This window comes from Chromatiales bacterium (assembly GCA_024234935.1).
In the GTDB taxonomy this organism is placed as follows: Bacteria; Pseudomonadota; Gammaproteobacteria; order Steroidobacterales.
In genome coordinates this window covers 978,340-993,520 of record JACKNI010000001.1, presented here as the reverse complement: position 1 = coordinate 993,520, position 15,181 = coordinate 978,340, and the positions used below count along the sequence as shown (strand labels likewise).

12 protein-coding genes are annotated in these 15,181 nt (G+C 59.1%); 9 read left to right on the top strand and 3 right to left on the bottom strand.

Annotated elements, in window-relative coordinates:
* Positions 1 to 2: 2 nt before the first annotated feature.
* The 4 genes from guaA to H6979_04710 all read left to right on the top strand — a co-directional run bounded on the left by guaA (position 3) and on the right by H6979_04710 (position 5,521).
* The gene (gene guaA, locus H6979_04725) at positions 3 to 1,613 is read left to right on the top strand and encodes a glutamine-hydrolyzing GMP synthase (protein ID MCP5139138.1); all 1,611 of its coding nucleotides are present in this window, start codon (positions 3 to 5) and stop codon (positions 1,611 to 1,613) included.
* A 190-nt stretch (positions 1,614 to 1,803) separates the two neighbouring features.
* The gene (locus H6979_04720) at positions 1,804 to 2,922 is read left to right on the top strand and encodes an IS6 family transposase (protein MCP5139137.1); all 1,119 of its coding nucleotides are present in this window, start codon (positions 1,804 to 1,806) and stop codon (positions 2,920 to 2,922) included.
* A 188-nt stretch (positions 2,923 to 3,110) separates the two neighbouring features.
* A complete protein-coding gene (locus tag H6979_04715) occupies positions 3,111 to 4,286 on the top strand; it encodes a Fic family protein (GenBank protein ID MCP5139136.1) in 1,176 nt (391 codons plus the stop codon).
* Positions 4,286 to 5,521 carry a hypothetical protein gene (locus H6979_04710; protein ID MCP5139135.1) on the top strand — a complete coding sequence of 412 codons (1,236 nt, stop codon included), beginning with the start codon at positions 4,286 to 4,288 and terminating at the stop codon, positions 5,519 to 5,521. Before H6979_04715 ends, H6979_04710 begins: the two co-directional genes overlap by 1 nt.
* A 95-nt stretch (positions 5,522 to 5,616) precedes the next feature.
* Here H6979_04710 and H6979_04705 read toward each other — a convergent pair whose 3' ends face one another.
* Together H6979_04705 and H6979_04700 are read right to left on the bottom strand one after the other, a co-directional pair.
* Positions 5,617 to 6,084, bottom strand: coding sequence for a hypothetical protein (locus H6979_04705; protein MCP5139134.1), 468 nt, complete (start codon positions 6,082 to 6,084; stop codon positions 5,617 to 5,619).
* Between the two features lie 20 nt (positions 6,085 to 6,104).
* Positions 6,105 to 6,473, bottom strand: a complete 369-nt coding sequence (locus tag H6979_04700) for an antibiotic biosynthesis monooxygenase (protein ID MCP5139133.1) — start codon at positions 6,471 to 6,473, stop codon at positions 6,105 to 6,107.
* A 102-nt stretch (positions 6,474 to 6,575) separates the two neighbouring features.
* On the opposite strand from H6979_04700, the gene H6979_04695 reads away from it, so the two are divergent.
* Together H6979_04695 and H6979_04690 are read left to right on the top strand one after the other, a co-directional pair.
* Positions 6,576 to 7,046 (top strand): winged helix-turn-helix transcriptional regulator, encoded by a 471-nt coding sequence (locus H6979_04695; protein MCP5139132.1) that lies wholly within the window; start codon positions 6,576 to 6,578, stop codon positions 7,044 to 7,046.
* Between the two features lie 611 nt (positions 7,047 to 7,657).
* Entirely contained in the window at positions 7,658 to 10,093 is a 2,436-nt protein-coding gene (locus tag H6979_04690) for a TonB-dependent receptor (protein ID MCP5139131.1), read from the top strand.
* Between the two features lie 128 nt (positions 10,094 to 10,221).
* Here the strand turns inward: H6979_04690 and H6979_04685 are convergent, their stop codons facing one another.
* A complete protein-coding gene (locus tag H6979_04685) occupies positions 10,222 to 11,148 on the bottom strand; it encodes a LytTR family transcriptional regulator (protein ID MCP5139130.1) in 927 nt (308 codons plus the stop codon).
* Between the two features lie 248 nt (positions 11,149 to 11,396).
* Between H6979_04685 and H6979_04680 the strand changes: the two genes are divergently transcribed.
* From H6979_04680 to H6979_04670, 3 genes are all read left to right on the top strand, one after another.
* On the top strand, positions 11,397 to 12,974 hold the full coding sequence (locus tag H6979_04680; GenBank protein ID MCP5139129.1) for a carboxylesterase family protein: 1,578 nt from the start codon (positions 11,397 to 11,399) through the stop codon (positions 12,972 to 12,974).
* Between the two features lie 70 nt (positions 12,975 to 13,044).
* Positions 13,045 to 14,535, top strand: coding sequence for an FAD-dependent oxidoreductase (locus H6979_04675; protein MCP5139128.1), 1,491 nt, complete (start codon positions 13,045 to 13,047; stop codon positions 14,533 to 14,535).
* A gap of 126 nt (positions 14,536 to 14,661) precedes the next feature.
* A complete protein-coding gene (locus tag H6979_04670; GenBank protein MCP5139127.1) occupies positions 14,662 to 15,093 on the top strand; it encodes a hypothetical protein in 432 nt (143 codons plus the stop codon).
* Positions 15,094 to 15,181 lie beyond the last annotated feature (88 nt).

The following is a 15,181-nucleotide window of genomic DNA, read 5'->3' as shown; positions in this document are numbered from 1 at the left end:
CGTTGAAAGCAGCAGCGGCATCTGCCCGTGAAGCCGTCCGGGGCGATCTGACGGCACGGCGTATCCTGATCCTCGACTTCGGTTCCCAGTACACCCAGCTCATCGCCCGTCGCGTGCGTGAGGCTGGCGTGTACAGCGAGATCCTGCCCTGGGATGTCGACGCGGCCGAGATCCGCAACTATGCGCCGTCCGGCGTGATCCTTTCCGGCGGCCCCGAGTCGGTGGTGCTGGCTGAACCACCGGCTATCCCCGAGCTGGTATTCACGCTGGGTGTGCCGGTGCTCGGCATCTGTTACGGCATGCAGGCGATGGCGGCGCAGCTCGGCGGCCAGGTCGAGGCATCGGCACATCGCGAGTTTGGCTATGCGGTCGTGCAGCCGACGTCGTCGAACCGTTTGCTCGAGGGGCTCGCCGATGTGGCGCATCCCGATGGTGTGCCCTCGCTCAATGTCTGGATGAGTCACGGTGATCGCGTTGCGCGGTTGCCGAAGGGCTTCAGCGCGATTGCCAGCAGTGCCAATGCACCGCTCGCCGGCATGGCGGACGAGAGCCGGAATTTCTACGGGCTGCAGTTTCATCCCGAAGTGACGCACACCGAGCACGGACAGCAGATCATCGAACGTTTCGTGCGCGACATCTGCGCCTGTCCCGATACCTGGCGCGCCGGCAACATCATCGCGCGCGAAATCGACAGCGTGCGCGCACAGGTCGGCAGGGACCACGTGCTGCTCGGGCTGTCTGGCGGCGTTGATTCCTCGGTGGTGGCGGCGCTTCTGCACCGCGCGCTCGGCGAGCAGCTGCTGTGCGTATTTGTCGATACCGGGCTGCTGCGCCTTGATGAAGGCGACCAGGTGATGGCGATATTCGCCGAACACCTGGGCGTGAAAGTGATTCGCGTCAATGCCGAAGCGCGTTTCATGGCCGCACTGGCCGGCGTCGAGGACCCGGAGGTCAAGCGCAAGATCATCGGCCGGCTCTTTGTCGACGTCTTCGATGAGGAAGCTGCGAAGCACACGGATATCCGCTGGCTGGCGCAGGGCACCATCTATCCGGATGTCATCGAGTCGGCGGGTTCCAAGACCGGCAAGGCGCATGTCATCAAGTCACACCACAATGTCGGCGGCCTGCCTGCACACATGAAGCTCAAGCTCATCGAGCCCGTGCGCGAACTCTTCAAGGATGAAGTGCGCAAGATCGGCGTCGAACTCGGTCTGCCGCGCGAGATGGTCTACCGGCATCCGTTCCCCGGTCCGGGGCTCGGCGTGCGTATCCTCGGCGAGGTGCGTCAGGAGTTTGCCGATCTGCTGCGCCAGGCCGACCACATCTTCATCGAAGAGCTGCGACGTGCCGATCTCTACGACAAGGTCAGCCAGGCCTTTGCGGTGTTCCTGCCGGTGCGTTCGGTCGGCGTGATGGGCGATGGCCGCCGCTATGACTGGGTGATCGCGCTGCGCGCCGTCGAGACCATCGATTTCATGACCGCGCGCTGGGCGCATCTGCCCTATGACTTCCTCGACCAGGTCTCGCGCCGCATCATCAACGAAGTCGACGGCATCTCGCGCGTCACCTACGACATCTCCGGCAAGCCACCAGCGACGATCGAGTGGGAATGATTCGGGGCCTTTCTGGGTCTATCGGCACCTATCGAAAGATCACAATAAGTGTCTATTTTATAAAGAAAATGCCTGTCTAGATCTATCGAGGTCTATCGGGGGGATGCCCTCCAGATTGACGGTCAATCTGGGTTCTGGTGCGCTGGCGTCCGAGCCCTAGAATCCGCGTATCAGTTGGAGGGCGGACCGGATGGCCAGACGTATCGCGCGCGACCCAATTTACAGCGGTTGTCGCTTTTCCGCAGAGACCATCGAGACCAGCGTTCGCTGGTACATCACCTACCGGCTGAGCTATCGCGATCTGGTTGCGATGCTGGCCGAGCGCGGGATCGTCGTGTCCCATACGACCATCATGCGCTGGGTGCTGCGGTACGTTCCGGAGTACGAGCGGCGATGGTCGAGATTCGCGCGGTCGCCGGGGTCTTCCTGGCGGATGGACGAGACGGCGGTGGCGGTTCGGGGTGGCCGGCACTATCTCTATCGTGCCGTCGATCGGCGCGGAAAGTCCGTGGCATCGCTGCTCTGCAATGATCGCAGTATGGAGGCGGCGCAGGCGTTTTTCCGTGCCGCCGTCAGCCAGGACGGCGTGCCGTGGCCGGAGAAGATCAACGTTGACGGGAACAGCGCCACGCATCGCGGCCTGAGATTGCTCGCCGACGAAGATCGCCGCTGGCGAGGCGTGGAAGTGCGGGCGCGTCGGTATTTGAACAACGTGGTCGAGCAGGACCATCGTGCCATCAAGCAGCGCTGCGCGCCGATGCTGGGCTTGAAGAGTTTCCGGTCGGCTGCGATCACGCTGGCGGGCATCGAGCTCGCGCATCGCATCCGCAAGCAGCAATACTCGGTGCCGATGGGTGAGGGTGGGCAGGTCAATTCGCTCAAGGACTCGTGGGCGGCAGCGCTCAGGGATTCCGATGTGTCCGTGCGCGGCGCCAGCGATCGAAGTTCGCCAATGCACCAGAACTCAAGAGCGCGCGCCGGAGGGCAACGAACGCACCCGCACGTCGAGGGGCAGGTCCGTTACACCCGCAAGATTTTCCTGGGGGGCGGTCTGTATCTGCTCCTTCACCCCCAGGGTGGGCGGTACTGGCACTACCAGTACCGGTACGGCGACAAGCGGAAGACGCTTTCGCTCGGGACCTATCCGGATGTTCCCAATGCTCTGGCGCAGGCACGCCATCGCGCGGCGCGGCAGATGCTCGCCGCAGGCGTAGATCCATCATTGCGGAGGGGCGAACTACGGCGGATGGACGGCGGCAGCCCTCTGGGGGCGGTGGAGGTTGTTGGGAAAAGGCTCCAAGCAGCCTGACTGGTTTACGGTTTGCCAGAAATGCTCACCGAAGGTGACTGAAATCCAGGTTTGGTAAACCCGCGCAGGGTGCGGTTGCGGTCACTGTTCCGGCCATATATGGCAATGGAAATCTACCAAAACACTGTTTCTAGTACTAATATTCCGGCCATGAAACCGGCCAATCCTAACCTCATTGGGAGCCTTGCGTGACGCCTGCTGCGGCCGAGCCCTATCTGCCGGCCGAGGGCGCCGCCGTGCTCGAGAATCTGGCCTTCGACCTCGCCCGGGAGGCCAGCGAGCTGTCGGCGCAGTTGCACCCGGTCGTGCGGCAGTCTGTCGCCGACCTTGTGCGTTCGATGAACTGCTACTACTCGAACCTGATCGAGGGTCACAACACTCACCCCCGCGACATCGACCGTGCCCTGGCGGCGGACTATTCCAGCGACCCACATCGCCGCGATCTGCAGCTCGAAGCCCGCGCGCACATTGAAGTGCAGCAGATGATCGATGAACGAGCCGACGACCTGCCGTGTCCGCCAGTCTCGCGTGCCTTCATCGAATGGACGCACCGGGAATTCTGCCAGCGGGTACCCGAAAGTCTTCTCGTCGTCGTGAATCCCGACTCCGGCGAGCGTGTCCCGGTGGTGCCCGGCCAGTTGCGCACCCGCACGGTTGCCGTGGGTCGGCATGTCGCGCCCGCACCCGAGGACCTGCCGGCGTTCATGAGCCGATTCGAGCACGCTTACGATGCAGCGCGCCTGACGAAACCACGGCAGGTGATCGCCGTCGCGGCGGCTCATCATCGATTCCTGTGGATTCACCCGTTCCTCGATGGCAACGGTCGTGTTGCGCGGCTGATGTCGCACGCGCTGCTGCTCGACATCGGTATCGGCTCTGCGCTCTGGTCCGTGTCGCGCGGACTGGCGCGCAACTCGGGCGAGTACAAACGCCTGCTGATGGCTGCCGACCAGCCGCGAAGGAACGATCTCGATGGGCGAGGGGCGCTGTCCCAGGACGCGCTGATCGACTTCTGCAAATTCTTTCTCGAAACCTGCCTCGACCAGATTCGCTACATGCGCGAGCTGCTCGATCCGGCCGAACTCCAGCGCCGCATGGAGTTGTACGTGCGCGACGAGGAAAGCGCGGAGCGGCTTCCGAGGCGCAGCTTCACCGTGTTGCGCGAGGTGTTGCTCGCTGGCGAATTGGAGCGAGGCCGAGTTCCTGCGCTCATCGACACGAGCGAACGCACGGCGCGTCGCGTGATCTCGGCGCTGATCGAAAAGCGCTTGCTCGTCTCGGGCTCGCACAAGGCGCCATTGCGACTGGGGTTCCCGATCGACGTCGTCGAGCGCTGGTTTCCGAAGCTCTATCCGGCGACATGATGGGCAAGGCCAGCGACTGGCAATTCACGAAGCGATTTCGCCGCGGCGGTTTCGGCTGGCGCGCCAGTCGGCTGGCCAGCGAGCGTATCGCCGAGGCGCTGGTAGAAATCCGTGCTGCCGCCCGCCGCGATCCATTGCATGCCGCGGATGGTGCGGTCCGGTTCCTGGTGAAACTGTCCCCAGCGTTGGAGCAAGTGGATAGCTCTTCGGGTGCGTTGGGCGGTGCGGCGCGTGCCGCTGTCGATGAGCTCGTGCCCGTCATTGCGCAGGCGCCGGCGGATGAGGCAACGCGTAAGGGCTGGCTCGAGCAGTTGTTCGAGGCGATCCAGAACGATGATCCGCCCTATCTGGAATCCCTGGATGATCGCTGGGGTGAGCTGTGCGCGACGCCGGACAACGCTTCGCAATGGGCCGAACGCCTGACCGATCTCGTCCAACACGTGAACGCCGAGCGGCGTCGCGGCCATCACGCATTTACCCGATCCGATTCGCTCTGCTACAGCGCCTTGTTCTCCGCCGGTCGACACGATGAGCTGATCAAGCTCATCGGCAGCGATCCGCGTCCCATGTGGCGCGACCTGCTGTGGGTCGGACGCGTCAAGGTCGCCCGCGGCGAGATCGACGAGGCCATCGAGTTCATGGCGAAGTCGGTGAACCCTTGGACGCCGATGGCGGGACTCGCGCGTTTCGCCGAAGGTATCCTGCTGCATGCTGGCCGGCGCATCGAGGCCTACGAGAAATACGCGCTCGAAGCGAACCGCGCCACGACCTACCTCGCCACGTTCCGGCTGATCGCCGGTAGGTATCCGGAGATCGACCCCGACCGGTTGCTGTCCGATCTCATCGCGACGACGCCGGGCGAGGAGGGCAAATGGTTCGCCACGGCGAAGACGCTCAAGCGATTCGAACTCGCGATGCAGCTCGCGTGGAAATCGCCCTGCGATCCGAAGACGCTGATCCGGGCCGCCAGAGACAACATCGCGAAGTCGCCATCGTTCGCCGGAGAGGTGGCGCTCGCCGCATTGCACTGGATCTGCCAGGGAAGGGGCTATGAGTTGACCTCGCTTGATGTGCAGATGGCCTACCGGCTCGCACAAGAGGCAGCTACGGCGCTCGGCCAGTCCGATTGCGTGGCGCTGCGGGTCCAGACGATGCTTCGTGCGCCGACCCGCGAGGTTCGATGGGTGAGAGAGATTTTGGGAGTGCCCGATGCGGTGAGTAACGGGCCCCCCTGATCAACAGCATTTCGCACCAATAGTGCACGATCGGTACCAAGCAGAGCGCGCTGACGTCCATGCTTCATCGCGGCGGCTTGTCCGGGTATTGCGGTTCAAGAACGAGGCGCCGCCGCGGATGCGGGAGCACGCAGTCGCCCCGCCAACCGCAAGCCGTCGCGCACATTGAGCGCAAGGAGTGTCACATTCGTCGCTCCCACGAGCAGTTCGAGTGCCTGGACGATATAGAAGCGCGCATCGAACGCCCCGACGGATGCCCAGCGACTGAGGAAGATGGCGCAGGGCACCAAGACAAGGAGTCCGTTGGCAGCGATGAACGGCATGCGCTTCCTTTTGTTCTCCACAAGGCGGCCCTTGCGGGATCTGCCGATGTACATGCCACTGCCGCCGGTCGCGACCAGACACGGGATCAGAATCCACAGCCCGGGCGTGACGATCAGGGACTTGAGGTGGGCGATGGCAGCGTGCGAGCCGAACAGCTCGACCAGCACCGTTGATGTGAAGAAGGTGGCGATGAGTAGCGGAGACAAGATCCCCGCAATGAGGTGGATGCGCTTAGGCATTAACGAACTCCCGGGCTGAGTCAGGCGGCGCAAAGGTTGGGTACCGCAACCCTGGCGAACAAATGCGGCTGCGCAACCGTGCTCGAGGGATACGTGCCCAGCGCACTGAGGAACTCCGGGTTCGTGAAGGCGGCCCTGAAATGCGCCACCGACTCCCAGACGGCATAGTTCATGAACATGCAGCTGCCGCCGATGGCGCGATGCAGCTGGGTCGAGATATAGCCGGGCTGGCGCTTCATCCAGTTGGCATCCGATTCCCAGGCTGCCAGCAGCGCCGGGATGTCGCTCTCGGCAATCGTGAACAGATTGACGAGGACGACCGGAGTGGCCGTGGCATGAAGCTGCGCTTCAATTGGAAATGCGGAGTCCAAGGGTCGCAGGGATAGCATGAATTGATTCCTTGTGATTGGGCTGCATGATGACAGTTTGGTATCATAAAGACTAATACTGACAAATTGACATTGTGATGTCAACAAGGCATCATACTAGCAATGAGAAAATCAAAGCAGACCCCTGGCGGCCGGGCCCTGACGGACGTCGTCCTTGAACTCTTCCGGCTCAGTAGCCGCATGCTCACCGCAGGGGATCGGCTGGTCGCAGGTCTCGGTCTGACCAGCGCGCGCTGGCAGGTGCTGGGCACCATCGTCGCCGCGGAGCGTGCTCAGCCCGTTGCCTGGTTGGCGCGCGACATGGGCGGAAATCGGCAGAATGTGCAACGGATCGTGAACGATCTGGCCACGGAGGGGCTCGTCGCGTTCCAGCCGAACCCGCATCATCGACGCGCCCAGTTGGTTGTCCTCACTGACAAGGGCAACGCAGCCTTCGGCGCTGCGATGAATGTGCAGACACCCTGGATCAATCAACTGGCGGGCGGCCTTCGGGTTGCGGACGTCAAGACGACTCACGAAGTCCTTTCGACGCTTCGTAGGCGACTGGAAGCCAATAGTGAAGCGGAAGACTAGTTACTGGGCGTCGACGATTCGCCATCTATCGCCGGCCGCCTTCTGTAAGCGGAATGTTTTGTCGGCGTTCCTGACGGTAAAGTCATATGAGGCTCTGTTAGAATCCGAGTCGGCACAACCACTTAGAAGGCTCGGAAATAATTGAGTGGGAGTAGGCCGACCGTAGGAGCGGCTGTAGGAGCGGCTTCAGCCGCGATCCCCGAGCCTTCGTGCTGGTTCACCAGTCATCACTATCGTCGTCTTGGTCGACGTCCTGGCCCTCGACAATCCTGAGGAGCTTGCACGCTTTCTGCCTCTCGAATCCTGCTAGACGCACCAGGCCTTTCTGCATCGCCAGCAGACGCTGCGCTTATTGAGCAGGTCGTCGTTGCGGGCTGAGGGATGGCCGAAATGTCCGAAGTGGCGCGCGCTATGTCGTCCAGCCGGGCCTGAAAGGGCCGTGTGGTTCGCGTGCGCGAATTGTATTCGCGAAATATCCAGGTACCCCACGAAATGCTGCTTGAGCGTGCTGATCAAGTTCCGGATTATCAATCTAGGAAAAAAACTAATGCCGGAAAACAATAGGCATTCGTTTTATTGATTTTAAATCATGCACTTGGGGTGAGGGGAACGTGATTAATCATTCATATCAGATAAAGGCGCAACTGTGCGCTATGGCAGTTGTTATAGCGGTTACTGGTCAACCATCAGTAGCGGTTGCCGCCATTGAAGAGATCGTGGTTACCACCCGCAAACGGGAAGAGAATCTTCAGGATGTGCCGATTTCTGTCACCGCGTTCACGACCGCGGACATGGAACGCAAAGGCATGAATAACCTTGAGGATATTACCCGCCAGACGGCCGGGGTGATTTTCGACAACGGCGGCATTTCCGCCCAGGACATGACGGTCATTATGCGTGGCCTGAATCCGACCCGCGGTCGCCAGAACGTTGCCATTCTTCAGGACGGTATCGACGTGTCGAGCGAGTCGCTGCTCACCTCAGGCGGGTCCCTGCTCATGAACACCCGTCTGTTTGATATCGAGCGGGTTGAGGTGGTGAAAGGTCCGCAAATGGCACTCTACGGGCGAAGTGCCTTTGCAGGCGCCATCAACTACATCAGCCAGCGCCCTGGCGATGAAGTTGAGGGTAAGGTCAACTTTGACATTGGTGATTACGGTCAGTTTGAAGCGGGTGCGGGCATCAGTGGGCCGGTTATAGAAAATCGTCTGTCCCTGGGCATCAACGCCTCATCCTGGCGGCACGATGGCTATTACAGCAACTCTGTAACAAACGGCGACCTGGGCGGCGAAGACGGATACGGGGTCTCGGGATCCGCCTTGTTCCATGCCACGGACGATCTGTCCTTCTGGTTGCGTGCCGAGTATTCGCATGACGATTTCGAGCCACGCGCGCGTGCAATCATCCCGGCCAATACGATGCTACCGGTTCCGCCATCGGCAATACCTGGTGTGACAACCACGACCGAGGTGCCCGCTCTCGTTGGGTCTTATGGGGATGCCTCCGGGCGGTTTCCGACAATCAGCCAGAACCCGCGAACGGGCTATGACTATACGGGTGGCAGGCGCAACATTTTTCGCTCGACGTTGACCACCGAATGGGAAAACGATGCCTATAAGGTGACGTCGCTGACCCATTACGCGGATGCTGACGTTTATCAATTTGAAGATGCCCAGATTGTAGGCAGCTCTGAAACAACGGAGACGACAGGCGGCCTGGGATTTGGCGGCGAATTCTACTTTGACACGACTACGAAGCTGTTCAGCCAGGAACTCAGGTTGGCGTCAAATGGTGATGGACCGGTCAACTGGATGGTTGGCGGTCTTTACTGGGATGAAAGAGCGACGCTATACGACGGTTCCGTGAACGTGTTGAGCAGCATTGGTTCCGGTGCTGCCGCCCTGGCGCCAATTGGCACGACATTGCCCCGCAATTTGCGCTTTAACGAGCGCCGTACCAAGCACTGGTCGGCGTTTGGACTTGTAGAGTGGGCGTTTGCTGACCAGCTTGCGCTGACTCTTGAAGGGCGCTACGTCAATGAATACCTCGAGGTAACCGGGTCATCGGGGAACGCACTTGCCATTATTCCCTCGCCGTTCTTCTCGATTAACTATCCGCCTTCCGCGGGTCTGCCGGTTACCGGAACTGACCGGGACAGCTTCTTTACACCGAAAGCGACGCTTGAATGGAGGCCGGCAGATGCAGTGATGATGTATGCGTCTATCGCAAAGAGCGAGAAGCCAAGCGGAATCAGCACACTTACCGGCGGCGCTGGTGGTTTTAACGTCGAGCAAAACCGTTTTGATTCCGAAAAAATGACCACCTATGAAATTGGTTCCAAAACCGCCTGGTTCAACGATACCTTTCAATTAAATGCGGCCCTCTTTTACGAGGATTTCAAGGACAAGCAAACTTCCTCTACCGTTATTCTCCCGGACACCGGTATACCGGGTGTCAAGCCAGAGAATGCATCATCAGCAGAGGTCTGGGGGCTTGAGCTGAGCGCCTCCTGGCAGGCAACGGACCACCTGTCCTTTGCGGCATCGTATGCATGGCTGGATACAGAATATAAGGACTTCCAGATCAACACTTCGAGCCCGGACGGCATTGCCTCAGCCGGAAACTGTACGGTGGTGACGGTAGGAACGAGTACGCTCTGTGAGGTTGACTTGTCAGGCAACACGCTTGAAGGCGTTCCGCGTAATGCCCTGAATGCGTCGGTGCAATACAAGGCACCCCTCAACAATGATCTGGACTGGTTTGTTCAAACAGAAGTTCTGTATCAGGATGAGCGTTACGACTCAAGTTCCAATCGCAGGTGGTTTGATTCCTACACGCTCACCGATCTGCGGTTTGGCGTTCAGGCTGCTGATGGCTGGGACGTAATGCTCTATGTCGACAACGTTTTCGACGATGACACCATCAGGTCGGGCGCCAATCTGCCTGATCTGCGAACTTATGTGCCGCCTGCAACCATCTACAACGTTGGCAAGGGCATGTTGCCCGATCCGCGTACGTTTGGACTCAGGGGTTCATACAAGTTCTGATTTGAGGTAGATCTCCAGAGCAATGCCGGGCCGGCGTCCAGTTCCCCCGTGGACAAAGGCCCGGCATTGTGATTTCGCAGTGGAGCTCAATTGCCGTACACCTCAACGGCATTGCCGACAAGCGTTTCTTACTGGAGCGTTTGTTGTGAAACGTCCGGATTGCCAGTCTGTCCTGTCTGGTCTGGCAGGCGTTTCAGGTGATCGAGTGAGCGCTTCACGCTATTCAGATAACTGCGACTGACCGGGACTTCCAGGCCGCTGGAAAGTATGAGGTGGATGCGGTGGCCCTGCGTCTTCAGCTTCACAATTTCCGATTCACGAACCCACCAGGACCGGTGCGTTTGCAGGCCGCTATGCCCGGAAACATCAGTGATTGCATCGTTAAAGCGATAGTGAACGAGTGAATTGCCATTGTCGGTAAACACCCGAACGTAGTGGTCTTCCGCCTTCATGGCAATGAGCTTGCCGTATGCGGCGACCGGAAGCCGGGACATAAAGGCGGGATTCGAATCCGCGGTTCGACTGGAACCCGGATCTGTTTCAGGCTCAACATCAGGCTGATAGCTGTAGCGCCGGATACCTAGGGCCTTGTCATAGAAAAGGTTCAGGCCAAACCACAGAAAGGCCCCCGGTAAAACACCGTTGATCAGCCTGAACGCATAATCGAAAGACAGGGTGAAGGGTGCGTACAGGATCGGAGCAAGGGCATCGCTGCCCATGTTGCGGCCCCAAAGACTGTAGGCACGCATCGGCCATGCCAGGACCAGGGTCGAAATAGCCAGCCCCGCCAAAAGCACAATGATCATGCGCGGCTCCCACTTTTTCAGGAGGTGATACGCGAGGTGGCAAGCGACAATCGAAGTGAGCCAGATGATCATGACCAGACCGGCCCAGAAAAGCAGCGACAGGGCCAGTGGCGTGCTCCTGTCGACGATTACGTGATTCCATCCAAATATGAATGCAACGAATAAGGGTACGCCGAGGAAAAAGGTGAGCCCCGAGACGAGCGACATTCCTCGTGTTTCAAACTGGATGATTCGTTGAATGGCTTTCACGAACAAATGCACCTGTTGGTTCTACTGGATATGGCGCCTGACGTTCGCTCACGCGGATGTCAGGCGCGAAATATGCCGGCATTTCACGAAAATCCGGTCGGCTGCGAATAATACCCGCTTACATGGTCCCTATACTTGGCGAGCACGGCTCATTTCGGCGCCAAGCGCCCAGAGAGTCGCATTGTCGTAAGTTCTCTCCGCGCGGCTTGCCTCGTTAGAGAGATCGGGGATGGATTTTGAGGGACGCCATGAACTATCGCTATCCAGGGCTTTGCGCCGCCATTCTTGCTTGCTGGTTTCTTATGCTGCCTGGCAACTCCAGTGCCCGGGAGCCCGCGATTGTTCAGACCTCCGCTGGCGCAGTCCATGGTACCCAGCACGATGGCGTGGAGGTACATTGGGGCATTCCGTACGCAGCCCCGCCGGTGGGCGAGCTTCGATGGATGCCGCCTCGACCAGCTGCAAGCTGGCAAGGCGTTCGTTCCACTGCGGCTCCCGGACCGATCTGTCCGCAAACCGGATCGCGCGAACGCAGCTTTGAAGCCGGTCCGATGAGCGAGGACTGCCTCACGCTCAATATATGGATCCCGCGCATCGGGGACATCAGCCAGAAACTGCCAGTCATGTTCTGGATTCACGGTGGTGGATTCCGGACAGGGGCCGGTTCCTGGCCAATCTACGACGGTACGCGGCTCGCTCAAAAGGCTGTGATCGTTGTAACCATCAACTATCGGCTCGGCTATCTGGGGCAATTTGCACATCCACTTCTCAGCCGGTCGCAATCGGGCCAGCCCCTGGCCAACTACGGTTTGATGGATCAAGTGGCTGCCCTGAAGTGGATTCAGCAGAATATCGGCGCGTTCGGTGGCGATCCGGATCAGGTTACGATTTTCGGGAATTCCTCCGGCGGGGTATCCGTGAACTACCTTATGGGCACACCAGCTGCCAAGGGCTTGTTCCGCAGGGCCATATCTCAAAGCGGTGCCGTCAATATTGCAGGCTCAAGGGATATTTCGAAGCAAGTTGGATTTTTTCCGTCACTCGAAGCCAGTGGCGAGAAATTGGCGAAATCTCTGGTGTCTGTTGAGGGTGCCGGGCTACTGGCTGCACTCCGTGCTGTTCCTTATCAAAAGATACTGGAGGTGCAGGAAAAAGATGGTGGTAACTCGCTCAACCCGGTCGTGGATGGTGTGTTCATCCCCAAAAGCCTGGGGCAGGTATTTTTCGACGGCGAGCAGCACGCCGTACCCCTGATGACAGGCAGCAATACCTGGGAGCAAAGCCTGTTGGTCAATACAGCGCCGCCCATTCCACCGCGCTTTATCCTCGCGGGGGTTAAAGACCTGGACAAACTTCGTTCGATCTACAACAACCCTGATGAAGCACTACTTGCGAATGAGTACTTTCGAGACGGGCGGTTTGCATTTACCTCATACTTTTTAGCCACGCAGATGCAGCGCGTGTCGAAACCGGCATACCTGTATTCATATAGCTATGTTCCGCGGGCTCTGTCGAGCGTTCGCGAAGGTGCTGCACATGGTGATGAGGTTCCGTTCATCTTTGGCAACCTGCCGGGTGGCCTGCACGACTATGCAGAGGAGCAGATCACGGCCGAAGACCGTAACTTCTCCAATAGCATTGCAAATTACTGGATCCAGTTCGCAAAGACCGGTAAGCCTGATTACCAGGGTCAGCCGCATTGGCCGCCGGCCAACGGCGAAAGCGCAAGCTGGATGGAACTTGGGGCAACCATCAAGGCCCTTGAAGACTTCAAGACCATTCCGATGCAGTTCTACATGCATGAAGCGCGACTGAGCCTCGAATAGCAGAGTTCCTGCAGCCGGTCGCCGCACAGTATCAATGCCGCCACGTTCAACCTCCTGGAGTACCCAGCTCATGTCATCGTCAAAGAAACCGAATGCCAACTTTGCAACTATCGATCGTAGACGTGTGATCAAGTTGGGTGGATCTGCGCTGCTTGGCCTCGCCGGCGGTGCACTGCTGTCCAGCGGTGCAGTGAATGCGACTGAGAAGAAGCGCGGCGTCGCAGGCACGCCTCAAACCGACGTGCTCATTATTGGCGCAGGTTTATCCGGTCTTTATGCAGCACAGCTGCTGCAGGAGCAGGGTGCTCGTGTTGTCGTTCTTGAAGCCGATACTCGTGTCGGCGGGCGCGTCAAGACCATGGACATGCTGGCAGGAAGGCCGGAAGCGGGTGGTATGCAGATCGGACGGATGTATGCCCGCATACGCAGCATGATCAATACCGTCGGTTTATCGGTGTATGAGCCGAAACAGGGTTTCCCGCCCATGGGCATGTATATCGGCGGGCAGCCGGTCAAACTTTCTGATTGGCCGACCTCGCCATTGAACAAGACAGAAGGAGCCGAGCGCGGCCTGCCCCCGTTTGCCCTGAAGAGCCTGTATCTCCGGAAAGCACCGCAATTAGAGCAACTGGATTCATGGTTGAGCAAAGACCTGGAAGCCTATGACTATTCCTTTGAGCGGTTTTTACGCTCTAACGGTGCGTCTGACGAAGCCATTCGATTGCTTGAAGTAACCGGCGAACGTACAAGTTCTGTTTCTACGCTTGACCAGATGCGCAACGAAAAAGTGCTGAAAAATGAAATCGCGAGTGGCCCTTACAGTTTGCTTGAGGGCGGTATGAGTCGGTTGCCAGAGGCAATGGCGAGCCGAATTCAGGGCGGGGTTTTCAAGAACAAGAAGGTTGTGGCCATCAACCAGCAGGATGGTGCGGTTGAGGCGGTGTGTGCGGATGGTTCAAGGTACAGGGCTGCTTCTGCCATCGTGACATTGCCATTTTCGGTGTTGCGCGAGGTTGCATTTAATCCACCCTTGCAGGGTGCGCAAGCAGATGCCGTGCAGAACCTTGGCTACAGTCAGGTGACGCAGATCTTTTTCGATGTAAAGAAGCCCTACTGGGAGGAAGATGGGATGCCCGCTTCCATGTTTAGCGATGGTCCCCTGGAACGCATGATGTTTCTGGCGGGCCCGCCGTCGGGCGACGATCAGTATTTGTGGACGTTCATTAGTGGCGCCCGTGAAAAGCATCTGCAGGCAATGAGCGATCAGGAAATCCTGGACTGGTCATGGACAGAGCTTAAACGCCTGCGACCGTCGGTCGAGGGGCGCGTTGAGCCGCGCATGGTGTGGTCGTGGAGCAAGTATCCATACGCTCGGGGCGCCTTTTCTTACTTTGGCCCAGGCCAGGTTACGCGCTTCAAGAATCACCTGGCCGCACCCGCCGGGCGCATTCATTTCGCCGGCGAGCACACTGCCGTGATGCAAACCGGTATGGAAGGGGCGATGGAGTCGGCAGAACGCGTCGCCGTTGAAGTGCTGGAACGTTTATCCAGGAAATCCTGATAGTGGGTAGTTGGATTGAGCTGCCAGGTGATTTGCGTTTCACCATGAATACATGGACCGAAGATTGTGTGAGACGGCGGAGTTTTCGTGTCGTTTCGGCATTGGGATTTGACCGGTAGCCCGGAGATGTCCTACGTACCGTGGGAAGTCCACGGCGTTGAGCGTTTTGTCCCCACAAGCGGCGAGGGCGGCTCGCTTTATCGTATCGATGCCGCAACGATCACCGCCGGGCAATGGCCGGCCGCAGCGCAAAACGTGCTGGCACGAGCTGAAAAAGCGCTGTTGCCAGACCTGCTACTTTTCTCTTTCATGGAGGGTTTGCCCAAGCTTGACCTGCCTACCCAATGGATGGATCCGCAGTTCAGCGCCCTTGATGTTCCATTGCTGGGCACCTTGAAGGCCTGCGGTGCAAGCCACCAGGCAATTACCTTGATCGACGCGAACATGAACGGTTACTCAGTCGAGACGCTCTCCCCATTCACGTCCTTCGCACGCTTGCCATATTTCGCGGTGCACGCGGGCCTGTGCAGTTTGTGCGCGGCGGGTCGCAACGCATGACAGATGCAATGGCGAGAGCACTGAAGACCGACGTCCAGCTCGACAGTCCCGTCGCAGGCATATCGGCACAGAAAGACAGCACCTGCAT